Origin of the sequence: Polaribacter atrinae, from assembly GCF_038023995.1 — a bacterium.
Taxonomy (GTDB): domain Bacteria; phylum Bacteroidota; class Bacteroidia; order Flavobacteriales; family Flavobacteriaceae; genus Polaribacter; species Polaribacter atrinae.
Genome location: NZ_CP150660.1, coordinates 1,448,838 through 1,471,782, shown reverse-complemented (window position 1 = coordinate 1,471,782; position 22,945 = coordinate 1,448,838). Strand labels below are relative to the sequence as shown.

General features: G+C 29.8%; 14 protein-coding genes and 2 pseudogenes. 6 read left to right on the top strand and 10 right to left on the bottom strand.

All coding sequences use genetic code 11. The features are described 5' to 3' along the window. Positions 1-1,491: a histidine ammonia-lyase gene (gene hutH / locus WG945_RS06450; protein ID WP_068448580.1), complete on the bottom strand. Its 1,491-nt coding sequence runs from the start codon at positions 1,489-1,491 to the stop codon at positions 1-3. 78 nt (positions 1,492-1,569) lie between these two features. On the opposite strand from hutH, the gene WG945_RS06445 reads away from it, so the two are divergent. The 6 genes and pseudogenes from WG945_RS06445 to WG945_RS06420 all read left to right on the top strand — a co-directional run bounded on the left by WG945_RS06445 (position 1,570) and on the right by WG945_RS06420 (position 6,590). Next, positions 1,570-2,490 carry a LysR family transcriptional regulator gene (locus tag WG945_RS06445; protein ID WP_068448579.1) on the top strand — a complete coding sequence of 307 codons (921 nt, stop codon included), beginning with the start codon at positions 1,570-1,572 and terminating at the stop codon, positions 2,488-2,490. 153 nt (positions 2,491-2,643) lie between these two features. After that, complete coding sequence (locus WG945_RS06440; RefSeq protein WP_068448578.1) at positions 2,644-2,871, top strand: hypothetical protein; 228 nt, start codon at positions 2,644-2,646, stop codon at positions 2,869-2,871. Between the two features lie 18 nt (positions 2,872-2,889). Continuing rightward, positions 2,890-3,534: pseudogene (locus tag WG945_RS06435) on the top strand (BPSS1187 family protein); the annotation flags it as partial. A 95-nt stretch (positions 3,535-3,629) separates the two neighbouring features. Then, positions 3,630-5,198 (top strand): sulfatase, encoded by a 1,569-nt coding sequence (locus WG945_RS06430; protein ID WP_068448576.1) that lies wholly within the window; start codon positions 3,630-3,632, stop codon positions 5,196-5,198. Positions 5,199-5,201: 3 nt separating this feature from the next. Beyond that, positions 5,202-5,381, top strand: a complete 180-nt coding sequence (locus WG945_RS06425) for a hypothetical protein (RefSeq protein ID WP_157603557.1) — start codon at positions 5,202-5,204, stop codon at positions 5,379-5,381. Between the two features lie 46 nt (positions 5,382-5,427). Then, positions 5,428-6,590, top strand: a protein-coding gene (locus WG945_RS06420; protein ID WP_340867061.1) for an IS3 family transposase whose coding sequence is annotated in 2 segments (ribosomal slippage) — positions 5,428-5,668 and positions 5,668-6,590 — 1,164 coding nt in all. Because the reading frame shifts where the segments join, the coding sequence is not laid out codon by codon here. A 31-nt stretch (positions 6,591-6,621) separates the two neighbouring features. Here WG945_RS06420 and WG945_RS06415 read toward each other — a convergent pair. From WG945_RS06415 to WG945_RS06375, 9 genes and pseudogenes are all read right to left on the bottom strand, one after another. Next, positions 6,622-7,089, bottom strand: a pseudogene (locus WG945_RS06415) (sodium:solute symporter family transporter); the annotation flags it as partial. A gap of 2 nt (positions 7,090-7,091) precedes the next feature. Then, positions 7,092-8,753, bottom strand: a complete 1,662-nt coding sequence (locus tag WG945_RS06410; protein WP_197482092.1) for a glycoside hydrolase family 53 protein — start codon at positions 8,751-8,753, stop codon at positions 7,092-7,094. Between the two features lie 25 nt (positions 8,754-8,778). Continuing rightward, complete coding sequence (locus WG945_RS06405; protein WP_082864256.1) at positions 8,779-9,819, bottom strand: glycoside hydrolase family 53 protein; 1,041 nt, start codon at positions 9,817-9,819, stop codon at positions 8,779-8,781. Positions 9,820-9,844: 25 nt separating this feature from the next. After that, positions 9,845-12,163: a glycoside hydrolase family 2 TIM barrel-domain containing protein gene (locus WG945_RS06400; protein WP_068450511.1), complete on the bottom strand. Its 2,319-nt coding sequence runs from the start codon at positions 12,161-12,163 to the stop codon at positions 9,845-9,847. Between the two features lie 24 nt (positions 12,164-12,187). Then, positions 12,188-12,847 carry a T9SS type A sorting domain-containing protein gene (locus WG945_RS06395; RefSeq protein ID WP_068450513.1) on the bottom strand — a complete coding sequence of 220 codons (660 nt, stop codon included), beginning with the start codon at positions 12,845-12,847 and terminating at the stop codon, positions 12,188-12,190. Positions 12,848-12,906: 59 nt separating this feature from the next. Then, complete coding sequence (locus tag WG945_RS06390) at positions 12,907-14,037, bottom strand: SusE domain-containing protein (protein WP_068450515.1); 1,131 nt, start codon at positions 14,035-14,037, stop codon at positions 12,907-12,909. 18 nt (positions 14,038-14,055) lie between these two features. After that, entirely contained in the window at positions 14,056-15,654 is a 1,599-nt protein-coding gene (locus WG945_RS06385; RefSeq protein ID WP_068450516.1) for a RagB/SusD family nutrient uptake outer membrane protein, read from the bottom strand. Between the two features lie 10 nt (positions 15,655-15,664). Continuing rightward, positions 15,665-18,640, bottom strand: coding sequence for a SusC/RagA family TonB-linked outer membrane protein (locus tag WG945_RS06380; protein ID WP_068450517.1), 2,976 nt, complete (start codon positions 18,638-18,640; stop codon positions 15,665-15,667). Between the two features lie 186 nt (positions 18,641-18,826). Beyond that, positions 18,827-22,822 carry a hybrid sensor histidine kinase/response regulator transcription factor gene (locus WG945_RS06375; protein WP_197482093.1) on the bottom strand — a complete coding sequence of 1,332 codons (3,996 nt, stop codon included), beginning with the start codon at positions 22,820-22,822 and terminating at the stop codon, positions 18,827-18,829. Positions 22,823-22,945 lie beyond the last annotated feature (123 nt).

The window sequence follows — 22,945 nt, the reverse complement described above, 5'->3', positions numbered from 1 at the left end:
TTATTTTACAATGAATGCCTTATTTCTTACTAACAATATCATTTCATTAATGTCGTCTTTAAGTATGCGGTCTTCTTCTAATTTCGCTACTTTTTGTCTTACAATTTTAAAATTTTCTTCAATAATGGTAGAAAATTGATTAGGTCTTCTAAATTCCATTGCTTGTGCTGCGTACATTAACTCTATGGCTAAAATCATTTCTACATTATTAAGAATTTGATTTAATTTTCGTCCAGAAATACTTCCCATAGAAACATGATCTTCTTGCCCTAAAGATGTAGGAATACTGTCTGCAGAAGGAGGGAAGCATAACGATTTGTTTTCTGTAACTAAGGCTGCTGTTGTGTATTGCGGAATCATATAACCAGAGTTTAAGCCACCACTTTTTGTAAGTAATCTTGGTAAGCCATATTTGCCTTCTAAAAGTAAAAAACACCTTCTGTCTGCAATGTTTCCTAATTCTGATGCAGCAATAGAAGTGTAATCTAACGCCATTGCTAAAGGTTGTCCATGAAAATTTCCTCCAGAAATAGCTTCTGTATCACTTAATACAATAGGATTGTCTGTTACAGAATTCATTTCTATTTCTGCCAATTCATTTAAGTGCTGAAATGCATTTCTAGAGGCTCCGTGAACTTGTGGTATACATCTTACAGAATACGGATCTTGAACTCTATCACATTCGAAATGGTTTTCTACATTCTGAGAATCCTTTAAAAACATTCTCATACGTTTTGCTACCTTTATGCTTCCTGCAAAAGGTCTTATTTCGTGTAATTCTTTTCTAAAAGGAGAAGCACTTCCCTGAAAACCTTCTAAAACCATTGCTCCAGATAAATCTGCTAAATCGAGTAAATACTCCATTCTTTGTAATGCTTTAATGGCGTGCGCTAAAATAAATTGTGTGCCATTTATTAAACCTAAACCTTCTTTTGCTTGGAGTGTTAATGGTGTTAAATGATGTGTTTCGTATATTTTATTGGTGGATATAATAGTATTGCCAACCCAACATTCTCCTTCGCCAATTATTGGTAAGAATAAGTGAGATAGAGGCGCTAAATCTCCGGAAGCACCTACGGAACCTTTTTCTGGTACAACAGGTAAAATATTGTTTTCAATAAAGAAAATAATACGCTCAATAAGTGTTAATCGAACTCCAGAATAACCTTGAGATAATGCATGTACTTTGCAAATCATCATTATTTTAGAGAGTTCTTTCTGTATCGGTTCACCTACGCCAACAGCGTGCGTTATCAGTAGGTTTGTTTGTAATTTACTAGTGTCTTTTGGTGATATTTGTGTGTCACATAATGGCCCGAAACCGGTGTTAATTCCGTAAATGGCTTTGTCGGAACTTGCCATAATTTCAACTTTTTCTCTACATTTATTGATGTTGTCGATTGCTTCCTCATTTAAAATAGCTTTTAAACTTCCGTTGGCAATGGCAATAACTTTATCGACTGTAAGTCTATCTATTCCGTATAAAAACATAGTGATTTTGTATTTTGATACAAAGTTATCTTTATATTTGATGTCTTTTGATATTATAATTACTAACAATTGATAACTATGAGTAATCAAATAGAATATAGACACATTCGTTATTTTTTAGCTGTTGCAGAAACACTTCATTTTAGAAAGGCGGCAGAGAAATTATATATTTCTCAACCTGGTTTAACAAGACAGATTAAAAATATGGAAGATGATTTAGGCGTAAAGCTATTTGATCGTCATAATAGAAAAGTTGAGTTAACAAAAACTGGCGAATATTTAAGAAAAGAATTAACTCGTAATTTAAATGAGTTGACCGAAATTTTAGATTTTGCAAAATTGGTAAATAACGGTATTGAGGGAAATTTGAATTTTGGATACGTGGGTTCTGCCATGAAAAAAATAATACCTCAATTACTGTTGAGGTTAAAGGAAGAATATGAAAATGTTGTTTTTAATTTAAAGGAAATGAACAACCAACAACAAATAGAACAATTGCTTTCTAATGAAATTGATGTTGGTTTTGTTCGTTTAGATAGAGTGCCAACTGGTTTAGGGATTTGCGAAGTTTTAAAAGAACCTTTTTGTTTGGTGCTGCCCATAGAACATCCGCTGAATAGCGACAATTTTAAAAGTTTAATTCAATTAGAAAAAGAACCATTTATTATGTTCGATTCTTCTGATAGCCCTTCTTATTACGAAAAAGTAATGCAACTTTTTGATGATAGTGGTTTTTCTCCCATCGTTTCTCATAGTACCATACATGCAGCTTCTATATATAGTTTAGTAGAAAATGGTTTGGGTATTTCTATTGTACCAGCATCTTTAACGTTAACGGATAATAAGAAAGTGAAATTTATAGTACTAGATAAAATGACGCAAAGAACGTCTCTCTCTGTGATTTGGAATAAAAATAACAAAAACCCTTCATTACAACATTTGTTAAAGTTTATTGAAGAAAATTTACGAAAAATTACTAAAGAAAAATTAACGAATTAAATACTTCGTTAAATAAAGTTCGCTTAAAATGAGTTTTTGTTGATAAAAATGCATATTTATAAATCGATGACAACTATTGTTAGTTTGTCAAATACTTAAAGAAAAAGGAAATTGCTAAACCATTTTTAAAATTTAATTCAAAATTAATAAATAATGAAGTTTTTTTTAATTCCCCTTGCTTTTATTTTCCTTAGCTACAATTTTACTTTTGCTCAATCTTCTAAAGGGTTTCCAAAAGAATATAAAGTTCTAAATGTAAAACCAGCTATTACAGATGCTACAATTAAAGAAGCAGATTCGCCACATCTAGTTGTTTATAATCCGGCGGCAAAACAAGGAAAGCTTTTGTTTTTTATGCCAGGAACTGGTGGAATTGCTTAAAGAGGACCTCGTAAATTATTTGCTACTGCGGTTTCTCAAGGATATCGTGTTATTAATATATCTTATATAAATAGACCTGCAGTTGCTCAAATATGCAGAGGAGCAAATTTGTTAGAAAACTCTAATTGTACAGCCGAGTTTAGAACAAGACGTATATATGGTAATAATGATTTTTCATTAATTAAAGATGAACCACAAGATGCTATTGTAAGTAGATTAACGAAGTTGTTAATTTATCTTTCTGATAATGATAAAAATGGAAATTGGAGTTATTACTTAGAGAATGGAGCTCCAAAATGGAGTGAAATTGCTGTTTCTGGTCAGTCTCAAGGTGGTGGAATGGCTGCTTTTATTGCTCAAGAACATTTAGTAGCAAGAGTTGTAGGCTTTTCTGGAGGATGGGATTATTCAGAAGGAAAAAAGATAGCAACATGGTATTCTAATAAAAGTGTAACGCCTGATAATCTTTGGTACGGAACATATCATGCAAAAGAACCGAATGCAAAAGTTATTAAAGAAACGTATGATGCTTTAGGGATTCCAGAAAATCAAATTTATAAGTTTAATTTACCCGTTCCGGAAGGAAAAAAAGGACATTCTAATGGTGTTAGAAATACAGGGTATACAACTCAGTGGATTGAACTATTAGGTAAAGGAAATTAAGAAACTTAAAGTCTCTAATCGATGCTTTTTTAAGTTTTTTGTCTATGTTTTAAATAGATAGAACTTATAATAATGTACTAATACAAACAAAATATATGAGAATTTTACTATTGTTTATTTCTTTATCTTTTCTATTTACGTCTTGTAATCAAAAAGAAAAAGAAGTTTTTGCACAAAAACCGAATATCATTTTTTTATCAATAGATGATTTAAGAGCAGATCTAGGAGTTTATGGAAATGAAGAAATAAAAACACCAAATATTGATGCTTTAGCAGCAACGTCTATGGTAATGTTAAATACACATGCACAGGCGGCAGTTTGTGCGCCATCAAGAGCAAGTGCTATGTTGGGTTATAGGCCAGATTCTACAAGAGTTTGGCATTTAGGCGATAAATTTAGAGAGATAAATCCCGATGCTGTTACCATGCCTCAATACTTTAATAAGGCAGGATATTACACGGTAAATATTGGTAAAATTTTTCATAATTATATGCCAGATTCTATTTCTTGGGACGAGCCGGATTTAAAGCCTTTTCCTTATAATACTAAAGAGTATGCAAAAAGAGATGCCGAAACTTATTACTATACAGAAGCAGCATTAGAAGATCAAAAAGTAAAAAGAGCTAGTTTATTAGAGAAAAGAAAAGGAAGAAAAGTTTATGGTGATGGTTGGAACAGAGGTCCTGCTATAGAAAGTGCAGACGCTCCAGATTCTTTATACTATGATGCACTGCAAACAACATTGGCTTTAAAAACCATAGATAGAATTAAAGATAAAAAAGAACCCTTTTTTTTAGGCTTAGGTTTTTATAGACCACATTTACCATTTGTAGCTCCAAAAAAATATTGGGATTTATATCCTGCCGGATCAGTTTCTCCTGCAGCAAATCCGAAGTTACCAAAAAATGCACCTGTAATGTCTGCAAATGCAAATTACGAATTACGAGCATATACAAATCCAACCAAAATTGGTCGTCCAGAAGATGAACCTTTACCAGAGAAATATGCAGATTCTTTAAAAAGGGGATATTATGCAAGTGTAAGTTTTATTGATGCTTGCGTAGGTAAATTGGTAGCAGGATTAAAAGAACGTGGTTTGTATGAAAATACAGTAATTGTTCTTTGGGGAGATCATGGTTGGAAATTAGGAGATCATAACGGTTGTGGAAAAATGACTAATTTTTATATTGATACTCATGTGCCGTTAATTATAAAAGGAGCATATCAGAAAGAAGGAAAACGTATTGAAGCACTTTCTGAATTGGTAGATATGTTTCCTACGCTATGCGATTTAACAGGTGTTGCTAAAGCAGATTATTTTGAAGGAACAAGTTTAATGCCTGTTTTTGAAAATCCGGATTTAGAATGGAAAGATGCTGTTTTTACTCAGTTTAGAAGAAGACCAAAAGTATCTAAAGATGGGCAAGAATATATGGGGTATTCAATGCAAACAAAACAATACCATTATATAGAGTGGTATCATTGGGATAATGTGAAAAAAGAAAAAGGAGATTTTGCAGCTACAGAATTGTACGACCATTTTGTAGATCCTAACGAAACAGAAAATGTTGCTGGGGTTTCTGATAAAACTGAAATAATAAAAAGTTTATCTATTCAATTATCAAAAGGATGGAAAGGGGCTTTACCTAAAAATATAAATTAAATTATGATGAAAATTAAATTACAGGTTTCATTATTTATTTTGGTAGTAATCAAAAAACAAAAGGAGATTTTACAACCAGAGAACTTTTTTGATCGTAAAACAGATCCGCAAGAAAATAGTAACATAACTAATGTTGCAGAAAATAAAGAGTTAATATCAGAATTATCAAAATGGATTGTCTAGTTTAGATGTGACGAATTTTTACGGTCATAAATTATATATTTGAATTATGGCAAAAAGATACGATAACGAATTAAAGGTTACAATAGTAGAACTATTGCAATCAGGAATCAAGGCAAAACAAATTAGCGAGGACTATGTTGTTGCTCCCAGCCTTATAAGTCGTTGGAAAAAGGATTATGAGGCTAAATCTGGAGACTTTTCCACGAAAAGGGAACTTACTAAAGAAGAGCAAGAACTTAAAGCGCTGCGTAAAGAATTACGTGATGTGAAAATGGAGCGTGATATTTTAAAAAAGGCAGTAAGCATCTTTTCCAAGAGCGACCAATAAAATATCAATTCATATTATCAAATGAAACAGATTTTGTGGTTGAGAAGATGTGTAAATGTATGCGGGTCAGTAAAAATGCATATTACAATTGGCTTAAGAACAGGAGGTTAGTAAGAGCTAAAAACTCCGTAATACTCCTAAAAGAAAGGATTAAGGCAATTTTTGAAGACAGTAAAGAGATTTATGGAAGCTGTAGAATACAAAAAATGTTAGAACGAGAAGACCTGAATTATTGCCGTTCTTATATCGCAATATTGATGAAAGAAATGGGACTAAAAAGTGTTTTAAGAAGAAAGTTTGTAAACACAACAGATTCCAAGCATAGCTTTCCATTGGCTAAAAATGAACTGGATAGAGAATTTTCAAGTTCAATAATAGGAGAAAAATGGGTGTCAGATATTACTTATATTAGGGTAAATAACAGCTGGAATTACCTAACAACTATTATAGATTTAGCTGACAGAAAAGTAGTAGGATGGGCGTTAAGTGAAGACATGACGGTTCAAAATACAGTACTAAAAGCCTGGGTTCATGCTAGAAGAACAAGAGATATTTCAAATAACTTCATATTTCATTCTGACAGAGGGGTTCAATATTCAGCTAATACAATGACTAATATCTTTTCTTTCAATAGCAATATAACACAATCCATGAGCAGGAAAGGGAACTGTTGGGATAATGCAGTAGCGGAAAGCTTTTTCAAGACTATTAAACACGAATGGCTGTATCGCTTTAAATTTAAATCTTACTTGCAATTATTTGACAAAGTAAGCCAATACATTACTTGGTATAACACAAAGAGAATTCATTCAAGCCTGGATTATTTAACACCATTAGAAATGGAACTAAAACTAAAACGAATTATCAACAATGCGGCCTAAAAAATTAGTCCCATTTTTATTAGGTAGTCCAATGTGTAACACCTATTAAACTTGGTACATCAAACATACCACTTGTAGCTAAAGAACCTGAGTATAAAATTACGGGTAACAAAACAACTACATAACCTGTTAAGAATAATATGGATGTTAGAGTTTTTTTAGTAACATCAAATCTTTTTTCTAAAAAACCAGGCACCGTTGTTAGACCACTTTTTAAATATTTTGGTAATAAATAAACAGCTGTAACAATCATGGCAATCGCAGCTAAAGTTTCCCAAACCATAACAGATAAACCACTCGTATATGCAGATCCGTTTAACCCAACAATTTGTTCTGTAGATAAATTTGTTAATAATAATGAACCTGCAATTACACCTGCAGTTAAACTTCTACCTCCTAAAAAATACCCATCTGAAGACGTTTCTGTCGTTTTTCTTGTTGCTATATATGAAATTACCGCTACTAAAATTGTAAATCCTAAAAATGTAAGTATTTGCATAATTATTTTTTAAGAAATTTTATTGATTTAGAATTATTGATTTTTAAGATATAAATACCTGTTAGTAATTCAGAGATATCAATAGTTACAGTAGTACTTTCTTCTTTAATATTTTTAATTAATCGACCATTAATGTCATAAACTTTGATTGATTTTATGTTTAATATATATGATTTTAGGGTAATTGAATGATTACTAGGGTTTGGAAATACAGAAAACACTTGTTGATTTCTATCCATTAAATTTTCTACACTTAGTGTAGTTTCATTTTTAAAAGCATCCATAACAATAGATGGACTTCCATCTGAATCCCAAGCACCTTTGGAATATGAATTCCAATTATTATGTGCGATTGGTTCCCAATAAAAAACACCTAAACCTTGTGCTTGTTTTGTTTTTTCAATCATATATTTTACAAATTGATGAGATATATCTGATTGATTTGCATTAAACCCAATTTCTACCATCATAACATCTTTTTGATAACGAGTTTTTAAATCTACCATATTATTGTATGTGTCATCTACCATATTTTTCCAATTGTTTTCATTTGGATATAAGGACATACCTATAATATCTAGTTTATTCGTATTTAAACCATTATTTACTAAACCTCCAATATTCCATCTAAATAAGGGATTATCATTTCCTGTTGCAAGATGTAGTATCGTTTTTATATTTGTATTAAAACTTTTAACTGCATTTAAACCAGCATTTATAAATTTAGCATAATTTGCAAAACCACCTGTTGAAGGTTTACCTGTTGTCCAAAGCATTCCATCACTCGTTTCATTACCAACTTGAACCCATTTTGGTATGATTCCTTTTACATTTAATGCGTTTAAAATATCTGTAGTATGATTTGCTACAGCCGTTTCTAATTGAGAAACAGAATAACTAGACCAAGCTGCAGGTTTATTTTGTTTTCCAGGATCTGCCCACCAATCACTATAATGAATACAGATCATGATATCTAAATTATTTGCTTTAGCTTTTTCTGCTTTTTTTAGTAAATCCTCAATATCACACCAGCCATTTGCATCAGAATTTTCTGGGTTTACCCAAACTCTTAATCTTACAGCATCTAGTTGATATTCTTTTAGTAATGGTAACAATTCTTTTTTTACTCCATTGTTATCTTTCCATTCAAAACCTTTGGATTCCATTTCTGTCATCCAACTAATGTCTGCGCCTTTAGCAATAGGGCTTGTACTTAAAACAGTATTGCTTGTATCTTGTAAAACTAATGCAGGAGTATTCCAATAACCAGCTGATGCATTTTCTGACCAACCACCACTTGCGTATAAAATAGCTTTTACTTGATAGTAATTTCCACTTGGTAAATTTTCTGATAAGGTATTTATACTCCCAATAAAAAACGATACCGAATTTTGGGTATTATTACCAACAGGTTGGTTGTTAAGCGTAATTTCTTTTACTGTAGATTGATAGATGTTATTTTCATCTAAAATTTCTAAGCCAATATAAATATGATTGCCTGTAGAACCAGATTCACTTGTATACTTATAATTGATGTTCAAATTACTACCTAATAAAGGATTAATTTCTAGTGGGTTTTCTCCATAAGAAATAATTTCTATAGATTGACCTGTTAGTAAGCAGGTAAAAAAAAGAGATACTATTGTAAACAAAAATTTATTCATTACACACATAAGTTTTAGTTGTATTTTAATGTCTAACATATTTATCGAAAACATTTATTACAGGCTTCACATTTCCATTTTCATCAAAATACGTTCTGTAAGAAAAACCTTTGTTTGGTGCTGCAGGTTCCCACCAAAAAAGACCTTTTCCTCTGTTTTCTGGTATGTTTAATATAATGTTATTTACTTCTTCTAAAAATTCTTTTTGCCCTTCTGCAGTTTCAGGAAAAGGAGGTTTTTTATTAATATATTCTGCAGGACTATGGTTGTAAGCTGTTTCTACAAGAACAATATCTTTTTTATAGGTTAACGCTGTAAAGTTTAAACATTCTCTTAAATCTAGCAAACTTCCATGCCACCAAGGATAATAAGATTGGCCAATTACATCATATTTTATATTGTATGTATGTAATTTATCAAACCAATATTTAGTGAATTCTTTATCACCACCTTTATCAATATGAATCATAATTTTTGGTGATGAATTGTTACCAATGCTAGCGTAAACACCATTGATACCTGCTTTTAGTAAAGCAGCTAAATTATCCCAATTTTCTGGTAATTTTCCATAAGGCCAAATCATTCCATTACTTATTTCATTTCCAATCTGTACCATATCTGGATATACGTTTGCTTCTCTAAAAGCAATCATAGTTTCTTTGGTAAATTCATAGACCAACTGTTCTACTTCTTTTTGGGTTTTTCCTTCCCAGTCTTTTGGTACAAATTGTTTTTGTGGATCTGCCCAAGTATCTGAATAATGGTAATCTAACAAAAATTTATAGCCTTTCTTTTTTGCTTCTTTAGCTAAAGAAATTGTATATTCTAAATCGTTTGGAAGCTCTTTTGGAGAGTTAAATAATCGCAATCGTATCCAATTATAACCATGTTCTCTAAAAATGTCTAATCCTGGTTTTACGATGTTATTTTCCTTAAAAGAAAATCCTTTATCTTCTGCTTCTTTAACAAATGATAAATCTGCACCCACCATATATTCTTGGCTAAATGTTGTTTGAGATAGAAATACTAAAGATAAAATTAGTGTTATTTTTTTTGTTGATATCATTTTTTGAGTAGTTTTAAAAGTCTTTTTAATTATGAAAATTAGCTTCGATTTTCACGTTTTTTATATCACTTGTTTTTACTAATATTGATGCAATTCCTGCTTCTGCAATAACAGATTCTTCACCTATTATTTCTGCTTTACCATCAACTTTGAAAAGAATTTTATCAGTAGAATCAGCTACAAGAATACCATTATCATCTGTAACATAAGCATGGACAAAAAATACGTCTGTATCTTCATTTTTTAAATTTTGATAATCATCATCAATCTTAATTTTTATTGTTGATGCTTTGCCTGGAGTTTCTCTTTTATCAGATATTATGATTTCATTATCAATATAACCTTTCGCCTCTAATGTTCCTTTTTCAAATTTTGCTATAGAAAATGTAAATGGTGGATGGTTTAATTTATCTGAAACTCGATTGCTATCTGGTTTTTGACGTCCTAAACTTTTGCCATTTAAAAACAACTCCACTTCATCACAATTACTAAAAATTGAGACCTCTAATGGGCTGTTTTCTTGCCAATTGTTGGCAATATATAAAACAGGTTTCCCAAAGGGATCGTTGTAATTTCTCTGACTTTGATAAAAGTAATAAGAAGGTTTTGGAACTCTAAAAATATCCATAATTCCAGAGGCTTCTAAATCGTTAGAATATCCTCTGTTATAATCGTACATCACCCAATAACCATCAGCAAATGCTGGCGTTTTTAAATTGTCATTATGTGCTTCTTGAATATTTCTTGCTTGTTGCAATAATGCTTTTTCTCCTGCAGATCTTAATTGTCTGCTAGAACGTTCTTCTTGCAGTAAACCACTCCAATCATCTTGGTTTAAACCAGCATTCATGGCATAATATTCCCAATCTCCATATTCAGAAACATTGTATGGTTTTGTTAAAGTAGAGTCATAATGTTGCAATCTGTGTTGGCGCGCTTGTAAGTAAATATCATATCCATAAGATTGCCAACCTGCAGTAAAACATTGATCTCCTGGATATTCTTCGTGCGCAATTTGGGTTAGTTTATCTATAAATGATTCTGGCATCCAAGATTCGTTCAAAGAAACTTCCCAAGCTAATACAGATGCATGATTTCTATCTCTTCGTATCAAATTTTTTGAAGCTTGAAAAACATGCTCTTGAAATTCTTTGTCTTTGCTAAAATATTGCCAACCTAAAATAGCATCAATAGTAACTAAACCTAATTCATCACAAGCATCCATAAAAGAGTTGCTTTGTGGATAATGAGATAATCGTACATAATCAAATCCAGCTTCTTTTATTTTTTTGGCATCTCTATAATTTGCATTATCTGAAAGTGCATACCCTATATAAGGATATTCTTGATGTCTGTTAACACCTCTCAAGAAAGTTTTTTTCCCATTTAAATACAAATCTTGGTCAATAAACTTTACAGTTTTAATACCTATTCTAGTAATTTCTTTATCAACAGTTTTACCATCTTGAATAATTTCTGTTTTTAAAAGATATAAACTTGGTGAATTTGGCGACCATAATTCTGGATTATCTATCGTTAAATTATTAACGAATTCTTGTTCTTGATTTGAGTTTAAAATTTGTTCTTTACTTTCAAAAGAAATAACTTCTACATCATTTTTAAGTAAAGTATTTTTTATGATGAATGAATTTTTACCCAAATCTTCATTCTTAACATGAGTTTGAATTTTAATTTTAGCCAATTCTTCTGATACTTCTGGATAAGAAACAAAAATACCTCCGCTAGCTTTTTTATTAGCGTAAATAGGATCTGTAATATGCAGTGAATTTTTAGCGATTAACCAAACATTTCTATAGATACCACCATACGTATTAAAATCTAATGTTTTAAGTGGTTTTGGCCCAGTAACTGGATTGTCTTCATTATTTAACTTAACTGCAATTGTATTTTCGTTTTCGAAATCAGCTACCTCTGTAAAGTCTATCATAAAAGGTAAATAGCCACCTTGATGTTTGATAAGCTTTTTTTCGTTTACCCAAACTTCAGCAATATTCATTGCTCCTTCAAATTTGAAAAATAATTTTTTATTTTTCATTTCATTGGTAAGCTTAAAATTTTTACGATACCAAGAAATACCTTGCCATTGATTGTTTACAATTTTTGGCTCAACCTTTGTTGTATGTGGTAATTGAACAGCATCCCAATTTTTAGTATCTATTTTTTTTTCAAAAAATAAACTATCTACATTTTGATTTTCAATACGTTTAAACGCCCAATTGTTATTAAATTTTATTTTATCAACAATAACCGAAGTTTTGTTTTCTTTACAGCTTAAAAATAAAAAGCTTATGCAAATAATAACTAAAATATTCTGTTTGCTCATCTATAATTTTTCCTTTTTATTAAATTAGTTTTTAATGAATTTTAAATTCTTTACCTTATTGTTTGATTTAATTGATAACAAATATATACCATCATTTAAACTAGAAATATCAATGCCATTTTCTAATTGATTTACTGATATTATATTTTCCCCTAAAATATTAAAAATAAATGCTTTATAATCTACATCGTTATTTAAATTCTGAAAATAAATTTTATTTTTAGCAGGATTAGGATATGCTTCTATATCACTTAAAGTTTTATTAAAATCATCAACACTAAGATTTGATGAAGTTATATTTATTTCTGTATCAGGGAATTGTCCTGCTAAATAATTAAAACTAGCATCTTTTAGTTCAATTTTTATTTTATAATTTAAGTTTCCTGTTAAATCACTTGTTGGTGTTGTACTTTCTGGAATTGTAAACGTAAAAGAGCCAGTAACATCTGTGCCAGCAACTGCTGGATTTAATTCGGCATCTACAATAGTAGATTGATAGGTAAAATCATCTTGAAGTTCTATAGCAGAATAAATATAACCATCTGCAGATATAGAATATGTGAAATCTACAGTAATTGTACTGCCTATTTCTGCATTTGTTAACGCTGCAGAAGTAAAGCTAATTGATTGTGCATTTAAAAAAGAAGAAATGCATAGTGCAATAAAAAGTATTTTTTTTTTCATAATTTGAAGTTTAAAATAAAATAGAGAGAGGTAGAATAGCCTCTCTCTATTTATGGTTATTAATTTAGTGTAATCGTTTTTTCTACAGCATTTATAGTTAAATTATAGGTTCCTGCTGTTCCTATAAAGTTGAAATTTGCATCTGGTCCACCATCACTTTCAAAATTAGAATCTATAGTAAACCCTTGATCTATATAAAATTGAAAATTGTTATTGGTATCATAAGTGCCAAATGTTTGGAAAAATCTAAAGATGTTGTTGTTTAATTCTATAGATGCAGACCATATATCTGGAGTGTTTTCTGTAAATTCTACAGTTTCTCCACTAAAACTCCAACCTCCAGGTACAGCATCTCCAACTGCCCAAAGAGAAGATGATGCTTCTAATTGAATGGTTTTGTTAGCATCGTCAATTGTTATGGTGTAAATACCAGGAGTACCTATAAAACTAAAATTATCTCCTGCATTTTCTAAATTTGCATCAATAGTATACCCTTCATTTTCAAAGTATTTGTAATCTAAACCAGAATCCCAATCTCCAACAGTTGTAAAAAACCTGAAATTAGCATTTCCTAATCTTGCTTTAGCTTTTAAAACATTCGTGTCGCAAGTAAGTTCTATTCCTGGAAAGTTCCATCCAATATCAGTAATACCTTCCCCTAAAACATATAAAGAATTACATGTATTTGTTGGGATATCTTCTAACCAAGTTATGTTGATGGTTTCGAACTCAGAATATGTAGTTAAATTATCTGTTGTACCCACATTTGCTTTGATTCTAACAAAAAATTGACCAACATTATTTGCTAAACCAGCACTATCTGTGGTACTTGGATCTGCATCTAAACCCAATTCTTTTGCAAAATCTAAAAAATTAGAAATGGTAACTGGAAAGTTGTTTTCATTTGTAGTACCAATAATAGTAAACGTACTAAAAGTAGGATCTATAGAACCTTGAATCTCGTAAGTAACGTTAGTGGTTACACCAAAATCTGCAGATTCCCAGATTAATCGATCTCCAATATTTTCTTTTGTAGCCTCAGAAATTAAATAATTTGATGCAAAAGAATTTGTAAATATAATGCCATCTACATCTGGTTGTGCAACAAAAATTGGAGCGTTTTCTTCTTCACATGAATAAAATGTGATAAGAATAATTATTGCTAAAGATTTTAAAAGTAATTTTTTCATTTTTATATAATTTTTAATTTAATAACCTTGATTTTGAGTAAGGTTTGGATTTGCAGCTAAACTTGCACTAGGAATTGGAAAAACACTTCTGCTATTGTCTAAAGGAATTCCAGAAACTGAATTACCCTTCCAAGACCAGTTGTAACTACCTCCAGTATATTTATTAAAACGGATTAAGTCTTGTCTTCTATGACCTTCCCAATGTAATTCCACTAAACGCTCTTTAAGAATTAAGTCTAGATTTAAATCTGATGATGAAATAGTATTGTTGTTATTAGATCTTGCTCTTAACTGATTTATGTAATTTACGGCTGTAGCTGTAGAACCACCACCACCTCTAACTACAGATTCTGCATACATCATATACACATCTGCCAATCTAAATAATGGAAAATCAGTATCAACAATTTCGTTCGCAGAACCATTTGCCCCAGAAGAAGTTTTATTAGACCATTTAGTAATTACATATCCAGTTCCATTATTGCTAATGTTTGTTATTTCAATGGTTCTGTTGGCACTTATAATGGTATTTCTGTCATCAGCATTATAATTACCATTTAACATCGTTTCAGAAAATTGACGAGTTACACGCAAAGCGCCTCCCCAGCCACCAGAAGTTACACCAAATTCAGATCCATTGCTTTCTAAAGAACCAACTTGACCATTAACAGCGACTGTTGTTGGACCATAATTTTGTGATACGATTCCATCTGAAATTATTGGAAAAATTATTTCATTTCTGGCATTGTTAGAATTGTTATCTGCTTTAAATATATTTGAGTAATTAGGAGCTAGGATATATTCACCAGCAATAATTTTTTCGCAATATTCTAAACATTCTGCATACTTATCTTCTTGTATATATACTTTTGCATTTAGATAAATTTTTGCTAATAACATCCAAGCTGCACCTTTATCAACCCTTGCATATTCGTTTTGTAAAGGATCTTTTAAAGTTGGTAAAATAGCTAACAACTCAGATTCTATATATTCAAATAATTCAAATCTGTCATATTGTGGTGATTGATATGCGCCTACAGGATCTTCCTCTGTAATGAAGCCTGCTTTTCCAAACAAATCCATCATATGATAGTAGGCAAGAGCTCTTAAAAAACGAACTTCTGCTCTGTAAATAACGATTTCATTTTTTAAGGTTTCAGAAACACCTCTAGATTGTAATATTTCATCTGAAGTTTGTCTTAAATACTCATTTGCAAAAGACACTTGTGTCATACATCTTCCAAAAAAGCCTCTTAAAATTACGTTTTCTGAAGTCCAAATATTTCTATTTAAATCTCTTAAACCAGGATCATTTTCCCAAGTCCATTTTGCTTCATCTGTAGTTAATTCTTGTAAATTCCATAATCCTCTTCCATATTGACTTGTACCAGCATCTAAACCAGTAATATTAGATTCTCCTGGACCTTGAGAACTTGTTAAGGTTAAATTACCGTAAACACCAGCCAAACCTTGTTTGTAAGCTTCTGGAGAATTGTAAAAATCATCGACCAAAAAAGTATTTTCATCTTCTGGAAGTATGTTTAAATCATTGGTACATCCTACTATAAAAAGAAGTAGAAAACAGCTTGTTATTAATAATAATTGTCTTTTTTTCATCTTTTTTTATTTAAAATTTTATGTTTGCACCAATGGTAAAAGTTCTTGGTCTTGGTGTAATAGTATTGTCTATTCCATTACTAAATACTTCTGGATCTAAACCTGAGTAATTTGTAATTACGAATACATTTTGAACACTTGCTGATAATCTGATGGAAGATTTATTGCTAAAAATCTCATTAAAAGTATAGCCAGTAGTTATATTGTCCATCCTTAAAAAAGAAGCGTTCTCTATATAATAATCAGAAAGTATTACGTTTTCTGTGGTATTAAAATTTGATTGTAATACTGATGTTGGTAAATTTGCAACAACAGAACTGTTCTCTAGCAAATCATATTGAGCCCTAGAGGAGTTTACATTATTATAGACGTAATTATCTATATTGGCTCTTAAGTTAAAAGATAAATCAAAGTTTTTATAGTAAAAGTTTGAGGCATAACCAAATGTTACAGAAGGAGCTCCATTATGATGAATATATTTATCTGCATCTGTAATTAAATTATCTCCATTTAAATCTGCATAAGCTCCTTCTATAGGATTGTTGTTGCTATCGTAAACTTGCTTATATACAAAAAATGAAAATGGTGTAAAACCTTCTCTGTGAATTTGGGCTGTATTTCCTGTTCCACCATCTGCGCCACCAACTAATTGATCTTGATCTAATGCTAGCTTTTTAATTTCTGTTTTGATAAAAGTAGTGTTGAAATTAAAATCGATATTTAAACCATCATCATTGGTAATTAAATCACCTCCAATTGAAAATTCAATACCTTGAGAAGTGAAATTCCCTATGTTTTGAAAACCAGAATTACTAAAATTAGAACCATCAGAAATAGCTGCATTAGATAATAAATCTTTAGATTCTTTATAAAACCCTTCTAAAGAACCTGTAATTTTATCGTTAAATAAACCATAATCAAAACCTATGTTATACGTTGTAGTTTCTTCCCATTTTAGTTCTTCATTTCTAAATTGTGGTATCCCAACAGGTGTTGTAGTATCTCCAAAAATATATTGAGAACTTGGTAAACCTCTTATATATCTTGATAAAAATAAATCTAAATTATTTCTACCAATATCTTGTTGACCTGTAATACCCCAACCTAATCTTAATTTTAAAGATGATAAGTTTTCAGATTCTGGAAACAAATCTTCTTTTATTTTCCAAGCAATTGCTGCAGATGGAAAATTACCCCATCTATTTTCTTTACTAAATCTTGATGTACCATCTCTTCTGTAAGAAAGTGTAACTAGATATTTATCGTAAAATGAAAAATTTGCTCTACCAAAAAAACCAATTAGTACCAAATTAGGATCTACATTGTTTACTGGTTCAGAATCTGGACCATCATCTAACAATTCGCCACTTACATATCTTTTATTGGTGAATTTTTGATAAGAATACCCAGCAGTTCCATCAACATTAAAATTATTCCATTCTTTATTATAAGATAAATATCCGTCTAAAAGTGTGTTATTTTGACTGTTTGTGTATTCTGAATAAGAACCTACCAAACTTCCATCATTTTGAGCTAAAGGATTTTTATCAGAAACCCTTACTGTACCATCAGCATTTTGTTTATCCATACCTACATTTAAAACTGCAGATAATTCTGGTAAAAAATTAAAATTATAATCTATTTTAACATTCCCATAGAAACGCTGAATATTACTTATACTTCTTCTTTGTAATAATTCTGCCAAAGGATTAAATGGAGCTAATGCAGTTAAATCATCTTCATTAATTACACCATCATTATTATCTGTATAATACTGAAAGTAACCTCCAAATGGTGAGTTTTCATCATAAACAGGTTGTGTAGGATCGAAAGTTAATGCATTTGCTGCTTGACCTGATGCAAATCTATTTTTTTCAAAAGAGGCATTACCATTAACACTAATTTTTAAACTGTTGTTTAAGAAATTAGGGTTTAGATTAAAAGAGGCATTATTTCTTTCAAATATAGATGTTAACTGCAATCCTTCTTGAAAAGTTCTTCCTATAGAAATTCTTGCAGGTATTTTATTGAGTAACATTCCGTTTGCAGAAGCATTTATAATAGAAGTTGCACTATTATTATAAATTTCATCTTGCCAATCTGTATTTGCATTGCCTAACAAAGGAGTTAAACTAGGGTTTACACTACTTACTAAATTACGTAGCTCATCACCTGAAAAAACATCAACTTTATTAGGAAGTGTATTGATACCGAAATTCATATCTAAATTCACATTCAGATTTCTAGATCCTTTTTTAGTTGTTATTATAATAACACCATTTGATGCTCTAGAACCATAAATTGCAGTAGCAGAAGCATCTTTTAAAATTGAAAATGATGCTATTTCATTAGGATTAATTGAGCTTAAAATAGAACGAGAACCACCAATAGCATTATTATCTACAGGCAAACCATTTATTACGATTAGAGGATCGTTTGATGCCCCTAAAGATGCTCCACCTCTAATTCTAATGGTAGAACCTGCACCTGGTTCTCCACCAGTATTAATTGTTAATCCTGCTACTTTACCATTTAATAAATTTTCTGCTGTAGTTATGTTTCCCTTATTAAAGTTTTTCTCGGTTATTGCAGTTACAGCTCCTGTTGCATCTTTAACAGTAGTTGTACCATAACCTATGATAACAATTTCATCTAAACTTTGGGTATCTTCTTCTAAAAAAACATTAATAGTTGCTGATGTAACTTTAATCTCTTTAGGTGCATAACCTAAATAACTAAAAACTAAAATATCATTTAAGGACGCTTTAATAGAATAGAGACCATCAAAATCTGATGTAATTCCTATTGTTTTTCCTTTAATAATAATATTAACTCCTGGAATTGGACTATTTGTTTTTGATTCTTTAACGGAACCAGAAACAACAATTTCTTGAGAATATGAAATTGCTATGGAAAAAAAGAATAATAAAGGTAAAAGTATTTTTTTGGTATTAAAAAAACTTTTCTTTTTTGAGAAAATAGACATTGCTAATATAATTTTAAAATTAATAGATTTTTACTTCGTAAAAAAAATAGCTTACTTTACTAGTGCAAGTAATTATAATCCGTAAAATTATACAGGGGTCATTTTCAGTAAATGAGTATTAATAACTCATAAAAAAGATTAAAATAGCATATATTTAGGGTAAGATATTTGATGTAGGTTTGCTATTTAAGATTTTAAATAATAAGAAGGATTTTGTTTGAACTTATTTTTAAATAGCTTGCTAAAGTATTTTCTATCTGAATAGCCCACTTTGTAACATGCATCTGAAACTGAATAGCCCATTTCTTCTATTAGTTGTTTTGCAATTGATAATCTGTAATCTCTAATAAACTCCATATAAGTAAGACCTGTTAAAGACTTTATTTTTTTATACATAGAAGAATGGCTCATATTTAAATTTTTAGAAATAATTTGAGCTTTCAGGTTATTTGACTGTAGGTTTTCTTCTAGAGACTTATATAGTTTTTCTAAAAATATTTGATCTTTAGAGTTCACTGTTATTTCTTTTGGATTCAATAGAGTAGTGTTATTAAATTTTTGCTTTAATAATTTTCTACTCTCTAAAAGGTTTTTAATTCTATTTATTAAAAACTCCTCATTATAAGGTTTTATTATATATTCATCAGCTCCTGTTTCATAACCTTCCATTTTATCTTTGGTAGATGTTCTTGCAGTTAAAATGATAATTGGAATATGACTTTTTGTACTATTTCGTTTTATTTTTTTAGATAATTCAAGTCCATCCATTTCTGGCATCATAACATCACTTATAATAAGGTCTGGAGTTGTGGTAGTTGCTAATCGTAATCCTTCAAGACCATTAAAAGCTTGAATAACAGCGTAGTTTTCGTTTTCTAGAAGTTCTTTTAAAGATTCTTGAATTTCTTCATGATCTTCAACAATTAAAATAGTTTCTTTTTTGTCTTTTCTATCTAAAATTTTCTTTTGAATTTTTTCTACGGCATTTTCTTCAAATAAATTGTTTTCCTCTACTTCTAAACTGTCTTTAAAATGATTGTTTCCTTTTAATAATTTTACTTCAAAAGAACTTCCTTTTTTAAATTCACTAGAAACACTTATCTCTCCTTTATGTAATTTTATAACATCTTTTACAATAGATAAACCAAGACCAAAACCTTTATTATTTTTGGTATGAGTATATTTTACTTGATAAAATCTATTGAAAATTTTTTCTTTATCATCTACAGAAAGTCCAATTCCTGTATCTTTTACGATAAATATTACCTCCTTATCATTGGTTTCTATGTTAAAATCTATTTCTCCATTATCATTTGTAAATTTAAAAGCATTAGATAGTAAATTAAAAATGACTTTTTCTAACTGGTTATTATCAAACCACAAATAAATAGTACTTTCATCTGTTTTAAAACGATACTTAATATTTCTATCGGAAGCAATGTCTGAAAAAGACAAATAAATTTCTTTTGCGAAACCAACAAATTCACCTTTAGAGACATTTAAAGCAATATCGTTAGTTTCTAATTTTCTAACATCTAAAAGCTCGTTAACCAATCTTAAAAGTAAATTACTATTTCTACTAATAGTATGAGCTGCTTTAATTTGCTTGTTGTCTTTAGTTTTATCGTTGTCAAATAATCGATTGATAGAACTTAATATTAAAGTAACTGGTGTTCTTATTTCATGCGATATATTAGTGAAAAATTGCTGTTTTGCATTATAGAGTTCGTTATCTTTTTCATGAGTTAATTTTTCTAACTCTAAGCTAGATTTTAGTTTTCCCCAAGCGATAATGTATTTTCTTATGAAATATATAAAAATTAAAAACAGCAAAAAGTATAGCGTAAATGCCCACCAAGTTAACCAATATGGTTTTTGAATTGTTATTTGGAGTGATGTAAAACTGTCTCCCCAGTTTGCGCTAACTTCCTTACTTTTTACTTTAAAAATATAATCTCCTGGAGATAAATTAGTGTAAGTAGCAGTCCTGTCTTTACCAATAGCTCTCCAATCTGTATCAAAATTTTCCATTTTAATAGCATATTCACAATTTTTAGCGGTTGGAAATTTTAAAGCAGAAAATTCGAAAGTAATAACATTTTGGAAGTGCTCTAAGGTAATTTCTTTAGTCATTACAATATTTCTATCTAAAATTCCTTTATCTCCAATAGTGGCTTCTTTGTTAAAAATTTTAAAATTTCTGATGCTAACTTTTGGTTGTAAATCAGTATTTGTTACTGCTTTTGGATCGAACTTTAAAACTCCATTAATTCCACCAAAATAAAGAAACCCTACTTGATCTTTAAAAGTAGAATTAATATGAAAATCACCCGATAGATTATTATAAGTAGTAAAAGTATTGGTGAAATAACTGTACTTAATAATTCCTTTTTTAGTACCAAACCAAATATTACTTTCATTATCTTCTATGATAGAGGTAATGGTTCTATACTTTATGTTTTCTAAATTTTGAAATCGTTCTACTTTATTTGTTTTGAGGTTCATTCTGTTAACACCTTCACCAGAAGTCCCTATCCACAAATATCCTTTAGTATCTTTTAAGATAGAAAATAGATTATTGCTACTTATAGTTGTTGAGTCTAGCTCTTTATAACTGAAAGTTTTAATATTTTTTGTAGTACTATCAAAAAGATTTAAACCACCACCAAAAGATGCAACCCAAATTTTATTTTTGTCTTTTAAGATCGATACAATATTGTTATTTGGTAATTTAAACCTTGAAAATTTACCATTAGTTACATCCAAATAATTTAAACCACCACCCCAAGTTGCAATCCATAAATTATTTTTTTCATCTTCTATAATATCTCTTACATCATCAAAACTCAATGATTGATTGTCGTTAAAATGATTGGTATATTTTATTACTTTTTCACTTTTTTCATTAAATTTAATAAGACCATTATCAAAAGTACCTATCCAGATGTTGTTGTCTTTTGTTTGAATTATCTTCTGGATGTATTTGGCTTTGATTTTGTCTTTATCATAAAGTTGAATTTTTTTAGTCTTTTTATTATACACATTTAAGCCATTACCATCTAAACCTAGGAATATTTTAGTGTCATTTTGAAAAATAGATAAAACTGGATTTGGGTTTAAACCAACAAAGTCGCTAACCATAATCTCTGTTTGATTTTTTTTATCTAAAACACTAATTCCATTCCAAGCAGTACCAATCCATATATTAGAATCACCGTCATCGGAAATTACATATATAGCATTACCAGCTAAAGATGATGATAATTGTGAATTGAACATGTAGTTTTTAACAATAGGTTCTTTGCTATTTGGATATTGTAATTCAAACAAACCATAGCCATCTGTACCAATCCACAAATTATTTTTATTGTCTTTTTTTAAAGATCTTATAATTTTAACCTTATTGCTTAAAGCTAAATTATTGTAAAAAAAGTCAGCTACTTTTTGGGTTTTTAAATCGACGGTTAATAAACCACTACCTTTAGTTCCTAACAAAATGGCATCAGGATTTAATTCTGTAATTACATTAATTGCACTGGTAATTTGTTCAGTTTCGTTGTTTAATGTTTTAAATTCGTTGTCTTTTGTGTTAAAAAGTAATAAACCATTTGCAAAAGTGCCTAACCATAAGTTTCCTTTTTTGTCTTGATAAATACTAGTAATATTTAATTGTTTTTTCTGTGGATGTGCATAACTCACAAACTTTTTTAAATCATAATCAAATAAACACAATCCTTTTTCTGTGCCAATCCAAAAATGACCTTTGGTGTCTTCAATAATAGTATTAACTCTGTTAGAAATAACAGAAGAATCATCTCGTAAAGAATTTTTAAAAGAAATGAATTTATCATTTTTTTTATCATATAAATTTAACCCACTTCCATAAGTTGTTAGCCAAATTCTATTTTTGCTGTCTAAATACAGACTTGAAATATCGTTCGATTCTATATTGCTATTTTGCTTGTTGTATATTTTTACGCTAAATCCATCAAACCTGTTTAAACCATTTTGAGTGCTAATCCAAATAAAACCATTACTTTCTTTTATAATTCCTGTAATTCTTGAACTTGATAAACCTTGAGCTTCATCAATTTTTTGAAATATTGGCTGTGTTTGACCACATATCTTATAAAAAAAAGTAGTGATTAAAAATAGGGATAAAAATATTTTACGATTTTTCAAAATGGTATTATTAGATTTTTTTTTCAAAAATAATTAATGGGTAAAAACTATCTAAATCTAATTATTATTAAGTTTTATGTGGTAGACAATTTAGTGAAATTTGTGGGTTAAGTTCTGAATATT